Source organism: Acinetobacter thutiue (assembly GCF_030385805.1).
Lineage (GTDB): Bacteria > Pseudomonadota > Gammaproteobacteria > Pseudomonadales > Moraxellaceae > Acinetobacter > Acinetobacter corruptisaponis.
The window spans coordinates 33,357-53,162 of record NZ_JAUDZE010000007.1 but is presented as its reverse complement, the minus strand read 5'-3'; the positions used below and the strand labels follow the sequence as shown (position 1 = coordinate 53,162).

The following is a 19,806-nucleotide window of genomic DNA, read 5'->3' as shown; positions in this document are numbered from 1 at the left end:
CATGGAGTTTTGTATGCTGGAAATAATTTAAAGTCATGTGGAGTAAAGGGTATGAACAAACTGCTGGCCTATGGAGTATGGGTTTCCTTAATGGCCTTGCCACAGGCACATGCGGCAAGTTTCTCCTGTAAAGCCGCCAAATTAAAAGCTGAACAGCAAATCTGCCAGAATATTGGGCTGAATGATGCTGATGTAAAACTGGCAACCACCTATCAGATTATTCTGCATGCATTGCCAATGGGCGGGCGGGATGCAGAAAAGGACAAGCAGTTCCAGTGGTTAAAGCAGCGTAATTCCTGTGGGGCCAATACACCATGCCTGAAACGTGCCTATGCACAGCGACAGTTGCAGCTTGACCAGTTGTTGCAGGATCGCGTGCTGAGTCACGGACCATTTTAATGGCGGGTGCGTATAAAAAAATTTAGTCCTAAGGATTGAAAAATCATGGAAATACTCCATTCATAAATCATTCTAAATTTAAGCCTCACAAATAAGGAGTGATTTATGAGTGAACAAGCCTCAAAAAATTATAGTTTCCAAGCTGAAGTTGCTCAGTTATTGCATTTGGTGACGCATTCCCTCTATTCCAATCCTGAAATTTTCCTGCGTGAATTGATTTCCAATGCATCGGATGCCTGCGATAAGCTGCGTTTTGAGGGGATCAACCATCCTGAATATTATGAAAATGATCCAGACCTGCACGTTCGTGTCATTCTGGATAAAGACAACAAGACCTTGACCATTTCAGATAATGGTATTGGTTTAAGCCAGCAGGAAGCGATTGACAACCTTGGTACCATTGCAAAGTCAGGCACCAAGGACTTTATGTCCAAACTGACAGGTGACCAGAAAGCCGATGCGCAACTGATTGGCCAGTTTGGTGTGGGTTTCTATTCAGGCTTTATTGTTGCCGATAAAATCACGGTGGAGTCCCGTCGTGCGGGGCTGGATGCGGCCGAGGGTGTGCGCTGGATCAGTGGCGGTACAGGCGAATTTGAAGTTCAGCAAATTGATAAAGCGAGTCGTGGTAGCGACATCATTCTGCATTTACGTGATGATGCGCTTGATTATCTTGAATCGTGGAAAGTCAAACAGATCATCAATAAATATTCAGACCATATTAGCCTGCCAATCCAGATGCAAAAAGAGGTCTGGCAAGAGGAAGAGGTTGCCGAGGGTGAAGAGCCTAAAGGCGGCCAGATGGTCAAAACCGATGAATGGGAAGCAATTAACTCGGCCAGTGCGTTGTGGACCCGTAGCAAGAGCGAGATTACTGACGAACAGTATATCGAGTTCTATAAAAACCTCAGCCATGACTTTGCTGAGCCATTGGCATGGGCACACAACCGTGTTGAGGGCAGTACCGAATATACCCAGCTGCTGTATATCCCAAGTCAGGCGAAGCAGGATTTATTTACCCGTGAGGCAAAGGCGGGTATCAAGCTCTATGTTAAACGTGTATTCATCATGGATGAAGCAGACAACCTGATTCCAAACTACTTGCGTTTCGTTCAGGGCGTGGTGGACAGTGCCGACCTACCATTGAATGTCAGCCGTGAGTTGTTGCAGGAAAGCCGCGATGTCAAAACCATTCGTGAGGGCAATGCCCGCCGTGTTCTGACCTTGCTGGATGGCTTGGCAAAATCGGAAGATGGGAAAGATCAGGAAAAATTCAAGACGTTCTACACTGAATTTGGTTCAGTGTTAAAAGAAGGTTTGGGTGAAGATACGGGTAACCGTGAGCGTATCTTAAAGCTGTTACGTTATGCGACATCGACCAATGATGAAATCTCAACCTCTTTGGCTGACTATAAAGCCCGCATGAAAGAGGGGCAGAAAGCCATTTATTATGTAACAGCGGATAACTTAACCGCCGCGAAAAATTCACCACAGCTTGAAGTGTTCAAGAAGAAAGGCATCGAAGTGTTACTCATGGCAGACCGTGTCGATGAGTGGGCAATGAATTTTGTCTTTGAATTTGATGGTACGCCATTACAGAACGTGTCTAAAGGTGCGGTGGATTTAGGTGATTTACAGGATGCGGATGAGAAAAAGGCGCTTGAGGAAGCGGCTGAACAATTTAAACCTGTGGTGGAACGTTTAAGCACTTCATTGAAGGACAAAACCAAGGAAGTCCGTGTGACCACCCGTTTGGTTGACTCACCTGCATGTTTGGTCACCAGTGAGGGTGAACTCTCTCCACAGTTGATCCGTATGCTGAAACAGGCAGGTCAGGCGGTTCCTGAAAGCAAGCCAACGCTGGAAATTAACCCTGAACATCCATTGGTGAAAAAACTGGAAAGCTCAGCGCAGTTTGATGACCTTGCCAATGTGATTTTTGATCAGGCGGTGATTGCGGAGGGGGGCTTGCCAGAAGACCCAGCGGCTTATGTCAAACGCATCAATAGCCTATTGTTGAAGTAAGCCCTTAAATAATAAAAAAACCTCTGATCCGTCAGAGGTTTTTTGTCTCTATGGATAACATTAAAGTTATCCACAGTTGTGCTGATATTTTCATCAGAAATGCATCTCAAAGGACATTTGATAGTTGAAATGATTGTCCTGTTTATCGGATGGAATATTTAAATAATGAATATCGTTTTGCATAAAGATCCAGTTGCGCCAGACGGGGCGTTTCCAGGAAAAGTAAGGTCCCCATTCATTGACGCGCAGCTCCCTGTTTTCATAGTCACCCGTACTGAAAACACCATAGCTAATATTGTTTTTGGACAGCAGCGATAGTTTCTGGAACGTACGGTTACTCCATGTATATTCTTCATTCTGGCTTTTAGAGACATTCAACTGGGTTGAAAACAGGCTGTGATACTTAAGCTGCTGGGTTAAATCCAGATTGGTTTCCGCATAGTTCTTGCTGCTTGAACCATAGCGGAAGATTTGTGCGGTATCCAGATGCATACCTGAGGCTAAGGCCCAGTTCTTCTTTGCTAAAAACTGGACATAAATATCTGTGTCAGAATTTGTGCCTAGATCAAGATCATTGTTAAAGGGTAGCCAGCCTGAAAGGGTTGACCAGCCTGCACTGATCGGATTTGCTGTGGCTATGGTTTTATGCGCACTATGCTTGGTATTTTTTCCCAGTTTCTTTATGGTTTGGGGCTGTTGTGCGCGTTGCCACAATGAATCGTCACCAAATACCTGCATGAGTTCCTGTCTGAGTTGTTCATCACCTGACTCATTGTTGAAGTCTACAGGCGTGGTGCAGGTTAAGGTGTGGATTAGGTGGTATTGGCGTTGAAAAGAGTGTTTAGCGATGGAAATGGGTGAGCGAACCACATGTCTGTTTAAGGGTAAAAATATGGGAAAGAATGGGCTGATTAGATAACCCAGACACAGGTTGCCAACAATCAAGAAATACACAGGCAAGGCGTATTGTTGATTCATGCTGAAATGAAGAAAAATAAAAGAGGATAAATATAGTAAACAAAGCTTAAACCTATATTTATTGAGGAAATAATTTTTACAAATGAAAAAGCCCAATCGCTATATTGATTGGGCTGTTGCCTAGTTTAGCTGTGTTTAAAATAGGGTTTCAAGACGAATGAATGTGCTGACATAATGGCTACGGTCTTCGCGGTGGTCATTGAAGTAGTTCAGGTCGCCCTGCACATAGAACCATTCACGCCATAGGGGCTGACGCCATGAAACAAAAGGCCCCCAACTATTGAGGCGTAGGTTGTTGTCATTGTAGTAACCACCAGTATAAATGCCATAGTTGAAATTATTGTGGGCAAAGAACTGATGTTGGCGGAATGTCCTGTTTTCCCAAGTCAGGTCATCATCCTGTTCATCGGCATAGATCAGGCTAAACTGGTTGGATAAAAAAGGCTGGTTGGGACGTGCGTGGACCAGTTCCAGATTGGTGCGCAGGTAGTTTTCACTATCACTGCCGTAACGATAAATCTGTTCGGCGTTGAAATGGAAGTCATTGCGTAGGGTCCAGTTTTTTTCAGCCCTTAAGCGTAGGTAGACATCATCACCTGAACGGATACCAATATCGGCATCGGTCTCAAAAGGTAGTCGTTTGGAAAAATTTGAAAAACGTAGCGCAATAGAGCCGTTGTTATCCCGCGCCTGTTTGGAATCAAGCTTTTTGCTGGAATCCTGATTCGGTTGATTGTTGATGTTGGCAATATTGTTGTCAAACTCATCGTCCAGCGTATCATCACCGAAGACCAGACTCAGGCGTTTCTCCAGAGTGGGAAGTTTAATCTTCCCTCGAATACGGGGTTTCACCTCGTAATTGTCGTATTCATTCCAGTAGTTGTCGAGCATAAAACGGATGGTGGCGGAAGCAGGCTTTTCTGGATCTATCTCCCCAAACCAGTCATCAATCTTAACTGAGGTGCGGTCAGCCCATTCGCGGATATTGCGCTGTTTGCGGTCAATCCATGTTCTGTCTTCCGTTTCCGCCGTTGGGGGTACAATTGGCTGATTGGACTGTTCAGGAAAAACAGTTGGGGTCGCATCCACCCATTTTGGAATATAGTCCAGAAAATTTTCAGATGTCGCCGCTTCCGTCTGTGGAGGTTGGGGCTGCGGTGGATTCTGTGGCTCAGTGTTTGAAGCCGCATAGACCACGCTGGCTGAACCTAGAGAACACGCCATAAAGCTATAAAATAGAGGTCGTGACACTGTTTTTGGGAAAATCATCATAATGCAGGCTTATATATTGTTCTTGACTCCACTCTTGATGATTTACTGAATAAAATCAAGTGATAGACACAAAAAGTAGTCATATCAACAAAGCTTGTTGACACTTGGTTGGAAGATGTTTCAGAGGTAGATAGTGAACAGGTCAATCAGTGGAAAATAATGGATTGTAATAAAAGTCCATCATCTCCAACCACAACTGAAATATTGCAGGGAAAATGATGGACTGAGAGGTAAAATTTAGAATGGTTTTAAGATGATTCTGATGCCGCACTGCTTTCCAGTGCCTGATAAAGGTCATGTACGGAAATGGGTTGTGGCAGGCGGCTAATCACCTGACGGATCAGTTGCCAGGTATATCCCTCGGCACGGTCCAGCAATAGATATGGATAGGCCTGGTCTTCACTGGATAGCCTAACGCGTTCTGAACCGTGAATGATGCGGATTTTCTGGCGTTCCCTTAACAGGATAACAGGGGTCAGGAACGTTGCCGCAGTTTCCTCGAATGGAATGAATTTCTGGGTATTGATAAATGATACGGGAATATAAGGATATACCCGCTGGTCGCGCTGCCAGACCAGTGTGCCATTCATGACACATTCATTAAACAGGGTTTCATGCTGGTGGTAATGCTGCTTGAAATTTGTCCAGCTGGTCTGGTGGATCGAGCTGGTTCTGGTGTGACGCTGGTCGGTATAGGCCTGTAGGATGGTGGTCGCATATTCAATGTTGTGTGTACCCACGAGCACCACATAATGCGAGAACTGGCCCTGTGCATACAACTGCTCTGCAATAAAAACCTGTGCAGATTCCCAGATTGGCTGTGCGTCATTTTCTGCCTTGAGATAGAGCCAGTCAATTTTAATGTTCTGGTCAATGTCATTGTGCAGATCAACACGGTAAAGCGAAGGGAATGTACGTGCGTCAACACGTTCCAGGCGGCACAGCAAACCATCCAGATTGAAGTCTTTCAGTGCGATCGGCTTGGCCTTGTTCAGGTTCGCTGTAGGGCGCACATTCTGTTTAAAGCTTGATTTGGCACGTGTGGTGGTCGCTGTGGATGCAACAGGCTGGATTTTTTCCTGAATAATCGCTTCCAACTGTGACTGAAAGTTTTCGGTTTCTTCTCTCATTATCGACAGTGCATCCTTATGGGCTGCCTGATCTGAAAGGGCATCTGTTGAATTCTGATGCATGGGTTCCAGAACAGGGATGAGGTGTTCAAGCTCGTCATCTGTTTTTACATAGTCGCTGGCATGGCGCTGTAGCCAATTTAACGCATCCTGGGATGAGTTCATCCACGGGCTTTTAAGGAAAGACAGGGCTGGGCGAATCACCCAGACTTGCCAGTGCTGTGCCTGACGTAACGCGGCCCAGCCCATGTCCCCAGAAGCGAACAGGGCATTCTCGACGCGCCCCATAAAGTTAAAGGTGCCACGGTAAGTCATGGCGTAGCCATAATCTGCGAGTTCTTCTGCGGAAAACTCTTCATTCTGGATAAATTGTTTAAACGGAATCAACTGGTCCTGAAAGGCAGGATCGTCACAAGATGCACAAATGTCTTTAATACGTTGTTTTGATTTTGCAATTTCAAAAAGCGAAGTTTTATTGTCATTGAGCCCATCAATGAGAGTTTTGAGCTCATCAACCAAAAGAGCTTTCTCTAATACGTCCATCGATAGTTTCCTTAGAGATAGGCTTGAGCCTGTTTTAAATAGTGAAGCAGTACAATATTGACAGCAATCTCTAACAGTTTGTATTCAGTTGTAGTCGTTGAAGTATGCTGTTTCGCCCACGTTACAAGCTGTTCAATGCATATTTGTTCTGGTTGGGTCTGACCGTTAATGAGGGCTTGTAACGCTTGCATTTCCATAACAAAAGAATGTCACTTTATGACGATTATAGAAGAAAACAATGCAAAATCCATAGCCTATGAGTTAGTAAAAAATCTCATTTAGCTATTCCAAATAGAGAAATTGTTCATGGTTTAGCTTTGAAAATAAAAACATTTTAAAAGTATGCATCGGTTAATTAGATCACAAAACTAAATTGTATCTGTAAATTTATGGCTGAGTTGTGACCAGCCGCACATATCTGCTGGTGAAAAGCCCAGCAAACAGGAGCGCTTAAAAAATGACGGAATGATGACCGTGGATAAAAGGTGGTTTTTTGATGATAAAAGGTTGATATAAAAAGAAATTATACAGGTCTGTATATGAATGGGTAAGCTTCGGCCTGATGTTGAAGCTTACCCAATCAATGACCAGCATTATTGAGGCTTGATTTCGCAACTTTCATCATTACATTGCGCAGCATCATCCTGCTCAATTTCTATTATTGCTGACTGGGCCTGTTGCAGCACCTGCAAGAAAATCTCACGTGGTTGTGCGCCAGAAAGTGCGAGTTTCTGGTCAAACACGAAAAACGGCACCCCTGTGATGTTGAGCTGTTCGCGGGCAATTTTTTCATCGTGACGAACAAAATCGGCCAGTTCATCTGAATCAAGCACATACTCGACTTCGGCATTGTCCAAACCAATCCGTGAGGCAATTTCCTCAACCACCTCACGCTCACCAATCGCCAGGCCCTCAGTCATGTAGGCATGGAAAAAGGCCTCTTCCGCCTCATTGCCCAGACCCTTGCTCTGTGCCAGATGAATGATGCGGTGGGCATTGAAGCTGTTGCCTGAGTTGGCTTTCTGCCATTGAAAATCAATGCCCTCAGTAGCCGCCATTGCAGCTACATTACGTTCCATCTCCTCCATTTCGGCATAGCTTCGATCATATTTCCTGGCTAGGCGCTCAGTATTGGAGCCCTCATGTTTTGCAGGCGCGTTTGGGTCAAGTTCATAACTGTGCCAATGCACCTCCAGTTCAATACCTGCCTCTGCCGCCACATGCTCAAGACGTTTTTTACCGATATAACAAAAAGGACAGACCACATCTGACCAAATATCCACACGCATGGCGTATCTCTTCAATTCTAGTTAAACAGATAATAGGGGCGAAGCCACTGAATTTAAAGCGATGAAAATGTAATGCTCCGTTACGAGAATTGAAATAAAAAATGATAAAACAGAGGCCTGTTATTGATTAGACTGGGTTTTACAACATAAAAAATATAATTAAATCTGGAGGCGATATGCGCCGTTTTTTATTCTTTCTTGCGCTCTTGGTGAGCTGTATCGGTTCTTTTTTCCTGTATCAACATCGTCTGCAACAACATGCGGTCAACAGTCAGCAAATGTTTGAGGTGGTGATGGCGGAGAAAATGCGTGAGCTCTATGATCAGGCGCAAGACTGGTCAGCTCCTGTAAAGCTGGATGTGCATGATTCGCGTTTGTCGGGTGATTACAAGGTGATGTCTGAGTTCCTGCTCACCTACTGGATGCAAAACATTGAGGAGCGTAACCATTATTTACGGCAACTGAAAGAAGTGCACTGGGACACGTTTTTAGATGTGGAACGTTTGGATCAGGATCGCCAGCGGAATTATAGGGAAACAGAACAAATGCTGGCTGATGTGAATAAAATCTCAGCTGAATATGAACAGGAACGGCAGCATATCCAGTTACGCGCACTTGAACAGGCAAAAAGCCTTGCGATCCACCATGACATGAGAAGGTCGCTGCAAGAAAAACTGGAGAACAACCTGAAAGCGGATAAGGCCCATGACATTTTTCCGATTGAGCAGCAGATCATTACCAAGGCACAGGCCATGTTTGATATGCTGAAAAACAGCCAGTGGCAGCGCAAAGATAAAACCATTCTGTTTCATGAGACCTCTCAGGTGAAAAAGTTTAATACGCTTTATCAGGAAGTTCTCAGGCTGAACAGCAAGATGGAGAAAATTAAGAAAAATAATGCCGAGGTGTTGGAGGAGGAACTGTAAGTAAACTGCAAATTATTATAAGGAAGCTCTAAATCAACCCATTTGAAATGAAGAATTTTAAGGTATGAATTTGTTAGAACTGTTTTATAAGGTCAGGCCTTTTGTATTGCCTTATAAGTTACTGGTTGTGGTGACGCTGGTGCTGACACTGATCGGTGCCTTAACTGCACAGGTAAATGCGTTGACCTTGCAGTATGCGGTCGACCGCATCAATGCCGTGGTTGAATCGGGACAGGGTTTGAATGCAGGCGGGCATATTCTGGTCACCATCAGTGTGATTTTATTGTCCAAGGAAGTGATCAATATCTTCATCCAGTTTGGACAGAAATTTTTTGGGGAGAAGTTAAGGATTTTGGTTGCACAGGATGTGGCGCAGGCCATCATCGTCAAATTCCTGCAATATCGGCTGGCTTTCTTTACCCAAGATGACAATCAGGCGGGAAAATTGCAAACCCGTATTGATCGGGGCATTGGCTCCATTACCCGACTGGTTCAGATCTTCTTTATTGATATTTTTCCGTTGTTTAGCAGTGCCATTATTGCGCTGTGCCTGATGTTCTATGCCAATGTCTGGATTGGTTTGGTAGCGCTGTGCATTGTGCCGATTTATTTCTGGATTACCTTTAAGCAGGCACAGAAACTGGGTGGAACACGGCGCAATTTACGTGATGGCCGCGAGCGTAAAAGTCAGGGTATTTTGAGTATTATTAATTCCATTACCGTTATTAAATCCTTTAACCGTGAACAAATCGAGGCCGAGAAACAGCTCAGCCTACAAAAACAGCTTACTGACAACCAGATGCATACCCGTCAGCTCAGCTTTTTATTTGATGGACTAAAAACCTTTATTGAACAGATTGGCGTGGTGTTTATTATCATCCTGACCGCTTATTTTGTGCTGGTCGGTGATATGAGCATAGGCATGATCATGTTTCATATCCTACTGTTTAATAACGTGTCTGCACCCATCCGTTCATTGCACCGCATCTATGATGAAGTAAATGATGCGATGATTTATGCGGAAAGCTTCTTCAAGATATTGGAAGCCGATGATGAAATTGAAACCTCTGGAAAGCTCAAACCAAAGCCACTGACAGGCAGGTTTGAACTGAAACAGGTGAATTTTTCCTATCCCAATGGTTTTCATGCACTGAAAGATATTAACCTGACCATACAGCCAAACAAGATCACTGCACTGGTGGGCTTGTCGGGGGCAGGTAAATCAACTCTGATCAGTTTATTGGATAAATTCTATTTACCGCAGTCGGGAGAAATCCTGCTCAACGGCACGCCATTAAACCAAATCGACACCCAGTATTTGCGTGACCATATTGGTCTGGTGCTGCAAAAGAACCATATCTTTCAGGGCACCATTGAGGAAAATATTCGCTATGGCAAGATGGATGCAACACAGGACGAAATTATCCTTGCCGCTCAAAAAGCCTCCATCCATGAGCAGATTTTGAAGTTGCCACAGGCTTATCAGTCCGATGCCCTATTACTTTCGGGGGGGCAGCAGCAACGTATAGCCATTGCACGGATGTTCCTGAAGAATCCGCCAATTATTTTTCTGGATGAACCCACTGCAAGCCTTGATGCGATTGCAACCGAACAGATCAAGCATAGTCTGGATGAGATCAAGCAGGGTCGTACCGTGATCATTATCTCGCATAGCCTTTCCCAGATTATTGATGCCGATTATACCTATGTGATGCAGGACGGCATGATTGTGGAGCATGGTGAACATCATCAGCTTTACCAGCAACAGGGTGTGTATAAAAATATCTTTGATGCGATGGCAAAGAGTCTCAATATTGAGAAAATTTCCAAGACCTTTGAGGGCGATGATGAGGAGGAAACGCACAGTTAGCCATGTTCATCATCCTGTTGGAAAAGTCTTTATATTTTTGGATTAATCAAAAATCTTGTCCGCTGCCTGAAATGGCAAGCTCACCACATCAATCGCCACTGCAAATGGCAGCAGCACCAGTTTTTCAAAAGGATTCATGCCAGATTTGGATGTGTAGCTTTCCTCTTTCTGGGTATAAATGGTGACCTGATAAGGCTTGCTTAAGGCTTTTAATGAAGTTAGGTTGTTTGCGGCGGGGTAGACCACACCCGCCAGCTTAACATCGAAGCAGAAGCGTTGCGCCTGCATCCGTTCGTCACTGGAGGAAGAACATTCCTTGGCGCCATTTTCAATAAAAAACTCCAGATCTTTTTTGCTTAAATCCTCTTTAAGCTTTACATAGGAAAGTGGCAAGGTGCCCGAAAAATTGCCATCATTCTTTTCAGAATAAAAGTTTAGGTCTCGTGTGATCTGAATATTTTTAGGGTCAAGCTTGCTAATCAAGGTCACAAACTGGGTTCCACCCTGCGTGAGAATATAGCTATTCTTTTGTCCTGCAATCACGATGCTGTCTCTGGGTAAATTTAGGGCTGCCTGTGCAGGCCGTCCGAAAGCAACCACATTGTCTTCAACCAAAGTGACTCTGGTGGTTCGATTATAGGTTTTACCATCTTTGGTGATCAGGGTTTTGGTGGCACAGCCTGTTAAAAATGTAGCAATGATTGCTGCACCAAGTGTTGCCTTGCTTAGGATTGAAGACATCCATTTACTCCTAATATTTTGAATTCTAAATTAAAATAATGATTGATATAATCCTGAGGGAACGATAATAAAAAATCTTTGTATAAGCGAGGGTTTTATCAACCAAGTATGACCATTTTTACAAAGATTAAACATGGCCAGTCTCAAACATGGATTTTATCTTTGGTTCAAATTTTGAATCATGGTGACCGTTTATCTGAGCCATACTGAATCGAACAGCACTTTGATGTAGCCTATTCATAGATGCTTTTATTTAACTCACTGTTTTCTTATGGATGAGAGATATTTGGAGCAAGCGATGAACTTTCTAAAACGATCTGCCTTTCTTTCCCTATTTGCTTTTATGGCGTTACCAACCGTGCAGGCAGACGAGGTGACTACATTGCCAACAATTCGTGTTATGGCTGAATCTGAGTTGCGTGAAGAAGTGGGACCTGTTCCATTTCAGGAAGACATGAAAGTGCGTCAGGCCTTACAACACCGTATATATAAGACCCATAGTGATATGCAGAATGAGCCAATAAAAGAAACTACGGCGACGGTCGATTATCAGCCGAAAGTAGCCGATCCTGATCCATCGCAGATTCCATTGACATTGCAACCCTATAATATTTTTGCTGTGGCGGCGGGTTTTCAGTCATCAGACCCAACCAATGGGCTTTTTAAAATGTTGCAACCTTTTAATATTACTCGTGATAATGTCGATGGTGTTCGCGAGGGGACAATAAAAATTAATTTTGATGAGGTTCTGAGATTACAGCAGCAGATTCGGGATAGCTTAAATAACTCTCAAAATAATTTGTGGATGCGTTGAGTGGTCGCCTAAATCATGTTGATGTGATGATGTAGTATTTAAAAGATTTTTAGATGGAGGGGGATGCTGGCAAGTTGGCATCTCTATTAAAGCAAAATGTTATGGTTATCATCTGCTACACTGCAATTTAATATAGGAATATATTGCAAGGATAAGTATGATGCTTTCACGTAATCAAATTATTAAAAATGCACGTAAATTTAGTAAAGACTAGAAAGATGAAAGTAGTGAGAAAGCTGAATCACAAACTTTCTGGAATGAGTTTTTTGCAGTGTTTGGGATTAGCCGCCGTCAGGTTGGGATTTTTGAAGCAAAACTGACTAAACTCAATGGACATCGTGGTTTTATTGATGTGTTTTGGGCGGGGAAATTAGTTTGTGAACAGAAAAGCAGAGGACAAGATTTAGATAAAGCATTTCATCAGGCGATTGAATATTTAGAAGCAACGGTAAAAGTAAGTCCTCAAGATTTACCTCGATATGTCATTGTTTGTGATTTTGAGTTTTTACGGTTGTATGATTTAGAATATATGGGGTTCAACAACTGTTCAACAACATTATACCACGATTAGGATAGAACAACTAGCTGATAATATTTATTTAATTTTTTACATGACCAGATTGCAGAAATAAAACAAGCCGAAGAAGCTGCCAATATCGAAGCAGCCGAGAAAATGGGCAAATTACATGATCAACTCAAAGCGATTGGTTATACAGGTCATGCTTTGGAAGTGATGTTGATTCGCTTACTATTTTGTTTATTTGCTGAAGATACAGGAATTTTTGCAAAATATCAGTTTAGTCATTTTATTAAAAATAAGACCAAAACTGATGGTTCGGATTTAGCTGCACAACTTTCGATGTTATTCCATGTATTAAATCAACCTGAAACCCAACGTTTAAAAAATCTCGATATTGATTTAGCTGAATTTGCCTATATTAATGGTCAACTTTTTGCTGAAAGTTTACCCCCTGCATCGTTTGATGATGAGATGCGGGCTTTATTGCTCGAAGCCTCCGAAATGGATTGGTCAAAAATTTCGCCTGAAATTTTTGGTGCGCTGTTTCAGTCGGTTATGAATCCGCAAGAACGGCGCAGTTTAGGCGCACATTACACCAGTGAAGAAAATATTTTAAAAGTCATTTCATCTTTATTTATGGATGATCTACGCATAGAGTTTGAGGAAATTCGTAGAAAAGGACGTGGCAAAGCTAGAATTGCTGCACTAGATGCGTTTCATGAGAAATTATCCAATCTGGATTTTCTTGATCCTGCCTGTGGTTGTGGGAATTTCTTGATTGTGGCTTATCGTGAATTACGTTTATTAGAGCTGGACGTGATTGAGGAAATTTATAAGAAAGACCAGCTTTTAGATGTAGAAACCATTGTACGTTGCAATGTTAGCCAGTTTCATGGCATTGAAATTGAAGATTTTCCTGCACAGATTGCTAGAGTTGCTATGTGGCTGATTGATCATCAAATGAATATGATTGTTTCACAGCATTATGGGACGCATTTTGCACGGATTCCGTTAAAAGCATCGGCTGATATTCAAAATGCCAATGCTTTAGATGTGCATTGGGCTACGGTGGATTATATTTTTGGGAATCCGCCATTTGTTGGAAAATCAAATCAATCTAAAGAACAAAAACAGGCTTTAGCCAATATTGGTCAAGATGTAGCGAATATTGCATCTTTAGATTTTGTAACTGCTTGGTATATTAAAGCAACAAAAATTATGAAAAATAGTCCAAATATACGAACAGCTTTTGTATCAACCAATTCTATTGTACAAGGTGAACAAGTACCAATTTTATGGGGTTACTTATTAGCACAAGGCGTATATATCAATTTTGCTCATCGTACATTTCAGTGGTCAAGTGCAGCTAAAGGGAAAGCTGCGGTACATTGTGTGATTATTGGGTTTAGTTTAAATAGTGCCAAGAATAAAATCATTTTTGATTATTCTGATATTAAAGGCGTAGCTACAAAAATAGATGCTAAAAATATAAACCCGTATTTAATTGATGCAGAAAATATTATTGTAAATAAACGAAAAAAACAAATTAGCAATGCTTTAATGATGACTCGAGGAAGCCAACCGACTGATGGTGGACATTTATTGTTAAATGAAATAGAAAAACAAGAACTGATTGCCAAAGAACCACAAGTAGAAAAATGGGTAAAACGATTCTCTATGGGGGATGATTTTATCAATAAAACCCCAAGATTTTGCTTGTGGTTAAAAGATTGTTCGCCAAATGAATTAAAACAAATGAGAGAAGTAATGAAGCGTGTAGAATTAGTAAGAGAAATGCGTTTAAAAAGTCCGAAAAAAGCAACGCAAGAATGGGCAAATCGCCCAACATTATTCACAGAAGATAGACAATCTGAAAGTAATTATTTAGCTTTACCCCGTGTGTCATCAGAACGGCGTGAGTTTATACCAATTGGCTTTTTGACAACAGATTATATTGCTGGTGATAAATTACAAATTATTCCCAATGCTACATTTTACGAATTTGGGATATTATCTTCACTTATGCACAATGCCTTTATGCGAGTTGTAACAGGACGCTTAAAAAGCGATTACCAATATTCTGTAAAAATTGTTTATAACAATTTCCCTTTTCCACAGAATCCAAGCGACAAACAAAAACAAGCGATTGAAAAAGCAGCACAAACGGTTTTAGATGCTCGGGCAAAATATCCTGACAGCTCTTTAGCAGATTTGTATGACCCTTTGCTGATGCCTACTGATTTACGCAAAGCCCATCAGGCCCTAGATAAAGCTGTCGATGCCGCCTATACAACACAAAAGTTCAACAATGAAGCTGAACGAGTAGCGTTTTTGTTTGGGTTGTATGAGGCATTGGTGGAGGGGGAAAGTGATAAAATTGTATAAAATACAACTAAAGTTAAACTGCTGAAAAGAAATTTTCCTTTACTTAAATTTTAGCTAAGTTAAGGGAAATGCGTTTCCCTTAACTTAGCACTTGTCTAAGTTAAGGGAAATCTCTATCTTATTCTTTAGAAAACAATTGTATCTTGGGTAAGATTTAGAGAATAACTGAATGAAATTAGAAGATTTTAGCGCAGGCAACTGGAGAAAACGCTATCAATATAAAAGTTTTGAGCCAGTGTCCATTAATCAGGAATGGTCATGGGATGAACCCACAATTAATACTATGCTTGAAGCTGCCAATCGAGCATTAGGCGAACTCAATGCCTTTTCTTTAATTGTGCCAGATATTGATTTATTTATCCAAATGCATGTGACAAAAGAAGCACAGACTTCTAGCCGTATTGAGGGAACACAAACAGGGATTGATGAAGCTTTGTTATCCGAGGAGTTGATTGAACCTGAAAAACGGGATGATTGGCATGAAGTACAGAACTATATTATGGCTGTGAATACAGCAATTGCAGAATTAGAACATTTGCCTTTATCTATTCGGTTACTTAAAAATACCCATCAGATTCTTATGCAAGGGGCTAGAGGGGAACATAAACAACCGGGTGAATTTCGGATTAGCCAAAACTGGATTGGTGGTTCAAGTTTGGCAGATGCCGTTTTCATTCCTCCGCATCAAGATGGTGTGATTGAGTATATGGCTGATTTAGAAAAATTTTGGCACAATGATGACATTCATGTCCCTCATTTAATTCGTATTGCGATTAGTCATTACCAATTTGAAACGATTCATCCTTTTTTAGATGGTAATGGGCGAATAGGACGTTTACTTATTCCGCTTTATCTTGTTAATCACGGGTTACTGGCCAAGCCATCACTCTATTTATCCGATTTCTTTGAACGACATAGAAGTAGTTATTATGATGCCTTAATGCGTGTTAGACAGTCGAATGATTTGATTCACTGGATACGATTCTTCTTGCAAGGTGTAACAGAGACCGCAACAAAAGGACGAGATGTATTCCGTCAAATTCTGGTTTTAAGGAATAATGTTGAACAGCAGATTTTGAGTTTGGGAAAACGTGCACCAAATGCAAAACTTTTACTGAATTTATTGTATCGTCGTCCAATAACCACAGCTCAGGATATTGAGCAACAATTGAATCTCTCTACACCAACTGTGAATGCTTTGCTTAAGGATTTCTTAAATCTAGGAATTCTTGTTGAGATGACAGGGCAGCAACGTTTTAGGATCTATGAGTTTAAACAATATGTCGATTTATTTATTGAATAAGTTTTTAGTGGATGTCTGATATTTTCCTTTACTTAAATTTTGACTAAGTTAAGGGAAACGCATTTCCCTTAACTTAGCCTGAGTTTTTTTAAGGAAATTGACCTTAAAAAATCCCCGAAATTTCTTTCGGGGATTCTTCATATCAAACGTAAAAATTACACACGTTCGATAATGGTCGCGATACCTTGACCAAGACCGATACACATGGTTGCAAGACCAATTTGCGTATCTTGTTGTTCCATCACGTTCAACAATGTTGTTGTGATACGCGCACCAGAACAGCCCAATGGGTGACCCAATGCAATTGCACCACCGTTATGGTTGATGATGTCTTGCTTGTCATAGATACCTAGGCCTTTCATGACTGACAGACCTTGAGCAGCAAATGCTTCATTCAATTCGATGGTTTGAATGTCAGCCATGCTGAGACCAGCACGCTTAAGCGCTTTTTGAGTTGCAGGCACTGGACCGTAACCCATGATCGCAGCATCACAACCTGCCACAGCCATTGAACGAATCACAGCACGTGGTTTTAAGCCAAGTGCCTGAGCGCGTTCAGCAGACATCAACAACATTGCAGAAGCACCGTCAGACAAAGCTGAAGATGTTGCAGCAGTGACTGAACCGCCTTTCGGGTCAAATACAGGTTTCAATGCAGCAAAAGCTTCTAGGTTTGCATCTGGACGAATCACTTCATCGACATCGCAAAGCTCAAGGAAGCCTTCCTGGTTATGACCCAAGATGCCTACGATTTCGTTTTTGAAACGACCTTCCTGAGTTGCCGCCCACGCGCGAACGTGAGATTCAACACCAAATTTGTCCTGCTCTTCACGGCTAATGCCATTCATGCGACCCAACATTTCAGCGGTTAAGCCCATCATGTTCGATGCTTTGGCATAGTGTTTAGATGCTTCTGGGTTAAGGTCGATGCCGTGCATCATGCCTACGTGGCCCATGTGCTCTACACCACCGATGATGAAGATATCACCCTGGTTGGTTGCAATCTGTGCGGCAGCGGTGTGGATTGCCTGCATAGAGGAACCGCAAAGACGGTTAACCGTTTGACCTGCAACAGTCTTAGGTAGGTCAGCCAGTAAACCAATGTTACGAGCAATGTTCATACCTTGCTCTAGAGTCTGGTTTACACAGCCCCAGATTACGTCTTCAACTTCATTTGGGTCAAACTGGTTACGGGCAACAAGGGCACGAACCAATTCAGCAGATAAACTGTCGGCACGTACATTGCGGAACATACCGTTACGTGATTTGCCCATAGCAGAACGAACGCCATCAACAATCACAACGTCACGTGGATTTAAATTAGCCATTCACGTCGCTCCTTAACCGTAGAATTTTGTGTTGTTAGCAGCCATGTCACGCAACATTTGTGGCGCTTCATAAGCCTTACCTAAGTGTGCATATTTGTCGCAAAGCGCAACGTATTCAGCAACACCTGTTTGGTCGATGTAACGGCATGGACCACCACGGAATGGAGGGAAACCTACACCCATGATCATCGCCATATCTGCTTCAGAAGCCGTTGCAACAATGTTGTCTTCCAGGCAACGAACGGTTTCGTTACAGAAAGCAAGCATCATGCGGTCAATGATTTCCTGGTTATCAAACTCACGTTTTTCGCCAGTCACGAAAGGTGCAATCACTTCATACGCTGTTGGATCAACAGTTTTTGCTTTTTTACCTTTCTTGTCTAACACGTATTGGTAGAAACCAACGTCATTCTTTTGACCAAGACGTTTTGCTTCGTACATTGCTTCGATAGAACCTTTGTAGTCTGGCTTCATACGGTCAGGGAAACCTTCTGCCATCACTTCTGCGCCATGAACACCTGTATCGATACCCACAACGTCGATGAGGTATGCAGGACCCATAGGCCAGCCGAATTTCGCCATCACATTGTCAACTTGCTGGAAATCCGCACCATCTTTTACAAGAAGGTCAAATGCACCGAAGTAAGGGAACAATACACGGTTCACTAAGAAGCCTGGGCAGTCGTTTACAACGATTGGTGTTTTACCCATTTTCTGAGCAAGAACTACAGTTGTTGCAATCGCTTCTTCAGACGTTTTCTCACCACGAATTACTTCTACAAGAGGCATCATGTGAACTGGGTTGAAGAAGTGCATACCAACGAAGTTTTCAGGACGTTGTAATGCTTTTGCCAAACGTGTGATTGAAATCGTAGACGTGTTAGATGCAATGATCGTGTTTTCACGAACATGCTTTTCAGTGTCTGCAAGCACGATTTCTTTTACTTTTGGATTTTCAGTTACCGCTTCGATCACGATATCCACTTCTTTAAACTCGTCATAGCTTAAAGTTGGACGGATGCGAGCCAGTGTTTCACCCATTTGCGCAGGTTTCATTTTCTTGCGTTCAACTTGCTTGGTCAGCAAGCCATTCGCTTCTTTCATACCGAGTGCAAGTTGCGGGTTACCAATGTCTTTCATGATGATTGGTGTGCCTTTGCTTGCCGCCTGGTAAGCAATACCACCACCCATGATACCAGCGCCCAATACAGCCGCCTGGTTTACAGGATGCGCACCTTTCTCATATTTCTTGGCAGTTTTCTTCACAACCTGGTCATTGATGAATAAACCGATCAATGCGCCTGCCTGTGGTGTAATCGCAGCTTTGGCAAAACCTTGAGCTTCTGCTTTCAATGCGTCATCACGTGTTGAGTTCGCACCCGCCTGTAAAGAATCAAGCAAAAGTTTTGGCGCTGGATATTGCGCAGGGTTTGCTTTTGACAATACCGCACCTTTCGCAGTATTGAACGCCATCATTTGTTCCAATGTGTCCAACTTGATTGCGTCTAGTTTTTCCTGACGTTTTGCTTTCCAGTCAAAACGGCCAGCAATTGCTTGCTTAACCAAGTCAACTGCAGCGTCCTGTAGCTTGTCAGCAGCAACAACCGCATCTACAGCACCATCTTTCAGTGCAGCAGCAGGCTTCTTGGGATTCGCCATTGCCATCCATTCAACGGCATTGTCGATACCGATTAAACGGCTTAAACGTACACTGCCACCAAAACCAGGATAAATCCCCAATTTGATTTCTGGTAAGCCAACCTGTGCCTGCTCTGACATGACACGATAGTCACATACCAGACACATTTCAAAACCGCCACCCAATGCTGTGCCGTTGATTGCAGCAACTTTAGGAATGTCTAAATCTTCAAAGCTGTTGAAGATTTCATGGACAGGCATAAGCCAGTCAACAATCGCCTGTTCACCTGCAGCGAAGTTGTCGCCAAATTCAGTGATGTCTGCACCCACGATAAATGTTGATTTACCAGAGGTAACAACTAAGCCTTTAATGTCGTTATTGGCTTTAACTGCAGCAATCGCTGCCTGGAAGTCTTCAATGGTTGCACGGTTAAATTTATTAACCGACTCACCTTGTAAGTCAAAGCGGAATTCTGCAATTCCGTCCGCAAGCATTTGGACGGTAATGGCATTGCCAGCGTGGATCATGCCTGATCTCCTTGTTGTGGAGGATTCTAAGTTGATGTCATAAAGCTTATGCGCCTGAAAGGGCGCAAAAATGCTTCGCTAATCTTACGATAACTATATCCAAAAAGGACATAACAA

The 19,806-nt window shown here is 42.6% G+C and carries 15 protein-coding genes and 1 pseudogene; 8 read left to right on the top strand and 8 right to left on the bottom strand.

Features of this window, described 5'->3' with window-relative positions; translation table 11 throughout:
* Positions 1–51 precede the first annotated feature (51 nt).
* Together QTA56_RS13490 and htpG are read left to right on the top strand one after the other, a co-directional pair.
* Positions 52–399, top strand: a complete 348-nt coding sequence (locus QTA56_RS13490) for a lysozyme inhibitor LprI family protein (RefSeq protein ID WP_267981511.1) — start codon at positions 52–54, stop codon at positions 397–399.
* A gap of 105 nt (positions 400–504) precedes the next feature.
* Positions 505–2,424 (top strand): molecular chaperone HtpG, encoded by a 1,920-nt coding sequence (gene htpG / locus QTA56_RS13485; RefSeq protein WP_267981510.1) that lies wholly within the window; start codon positions 505–507, stop codon positions 2,422–2,424.
* 93 nt (positions 2,425–2,517) lie between these two features.
* On the opposite strand, the gene QTA56_RS13480 is transcribed toward htpG, so the two are convergent.
* From QTA56_RS13480 to QTA56_RS13460, 5 genes are all read right to left on the bottom strand, one after another.
* Entirely contained in the window at positions 2,518–3,402 is an 885-nt protein-coding gene (locus QTA56_RS13480) for a selenocysteine synthase (RefSeq protein WP_267981509.1), read from the bottom strand.
* Positions 3,403–3,537: 135 nt separating this feature from the next.
* Positions 3,538–4,599, bottom strand: coding sequence for a hypothetical protein (locus tag QTA56_RS13475; protein WP_411956105.1), 1,062 nt, complete (start codon positions 4,597–4,599; stop codon positions 3,538–3,540).
* A 323-nt stretch (positions 4,600–4,922) separates the two neighbouring features.
* Complete coding sequence (locus tag QTA56_RS13470; RefSeq protein ID WP_267981506.1) at positions 4,923–6,347, bottom strand: hypothetical protein; 1,425 nt, start codon at positions 6,345–6,347, stop codon at positions 4,923–4,925.
* An 11-nt stretch (positions 6,348–6,358) separates the two neighbouring features.
* Positions 6,359–6,544, bottom strand: a complete 186-nt coding sequence (locus QTA56_RS13465) for a hypothetical protein (protein WP_267981505.1) — start codon at positions 6,542–6,544, stop codon at positions 6,359–6,361.
* 396 nt (positions 6,545–6,940) lie between these two features.
* On the bottom strand, positions 6,941–7,636 hold the full coding sequence (locus QTA56_RS13460; RefSeq protein WP_267981504.1) for a DsbA family oxidoreductase: 696 nt from the start codon (positions 7,634–7,636) through the stop codon (positions 6,941–6,943).
* 176 nt (positions 7,637–7,812) lie between these two features.
* Here QTA56_RS13460 and QTA56_RS13455 point away from each other — a divergent pair, with 176 nt between their 5' ends.
* Positions 7,813–8,562, top strand: coding sequence for a hypothetical protein (locus QTA56_RS13455; protein WP_267981503.1), 750 nt, complete (start codon positions 7,813–7,815; stop codon positions 8,560–8,562).
* 64 nt (positions 8,563–8,626) lie between these two features.
* Positions 8,627–10,432 (top strand): ABC transporter ATP-binding protein, encoded by a 1,806-nt coding sequence (locus tag QTA56_RS13450; RefSeq protein ID WP_267981502.1) that lies wholly within the window; start codon positions 8,627–8,629, stop codon positions 10,430–10,432.
* A 42-nt stretch (positions 10,433–10,474) separates the two neighbouring features.
* Here the strand turns inward: QTA56_RS13450 and QTA56_RS13445 are convergent, their stop codons facing one another.
* A complete protein-coding gene (locus QTA56_RS13445) occupies positions 10,475–11,173 on the bottom strand; it encodes a YidX family protein (protein ID WP_267981501.1) in 699 nt (232 codons plus the stop codon).
* Between the two features lie 298 nt (positions 11,174–11,471).
* On the opposite strand from QTA56_RS13445, the gene QTA56_RS13440 reads away from it, so the two are divergent.
* From QTA56_RS13440 to QTA56_RS13425, 4 genes and pseudogenes are all read left to right on the top strand, one after another.
* Positions 11,472–11,987: a hypothetical protein gene (locus QTA56_RS13440; RefSeq protein ID WP_267981500.1), complete on the top strand. Its 516-nt coding sequence runs from the start codon at positions 11,472–11,474 to the stop codon at positions 11,985–11,987.
* A gap of 229 nt (positions 11,988–12,216) precedes the next feature.
* Positions 12,217–12,558: pseudogene (locus QTA56_RS13435) on the top strand (type IIL restriction-modification enzyme MmeI); the annotation flags it as partial.
* A gap of 102 nt (positions 12,559–12,660) precedes the next feature.
* Positions 12,661–14,892, top strand: a complete 2,232-nt coding sequence (locus QTA56_RS13430) for a class I SAM-dependent DNA methyltransferase (RefSeq protein ID WP_267981498.1) — start codon at positions 12,661–12,663, stop codon at positions 14,890–14,892.
* A 169-nt stretch (positions 14,893–15,061) separates the two neighbouring features.
* Positions 15,062–16,195 (top strand): Fic family protein, encoded by a 1,134-nt coding sequence (locus tag QTA56_RS13425; RefSeq protein WP_267981497.1) that lies wholly within the window; start codon positions 15,062–15,064, stop codon positions 16,193–16,195.
* A 155-nt stretch (positions 16,196–16,350) separates the two neighbouring features.
* Here QTA56_RS13425 and fadA read toward each other — a convergent pair whose 3' ends face one another.
* Together fadA and fadB are read right to left on the bottom strand one after the other, a co-directional pair.
* Positions 16,351–17,523: an acetyl-CoA C-acyltransferase FadA gene (gene fadA, locus QTA56_RS13420; RefSeq protein ID WP_267981496.1), complete on the bottom strand. Its 1,173-nt coding sequence runs from the start codon at positions 17,521–17,523 to the stop codon at positions 16,351–16,353.
* A 12-nt stretch (positions 17,524–17,535) separates the two neighbouring features.
* A complete protein-coding gene (gene fadB, locus QTA56_RS13415; RefSeq protein ID WP_267981495.1) occupies positions 17,536–19,689 on the bottom strand; it encodes a fatty acid oxidation complex subunit alpha FadB in 2,154 nt (717 codons plus the stop codon).
* Between the last annotated feature and the right edge of the window lie 117 nt (positions 19,690–19,806).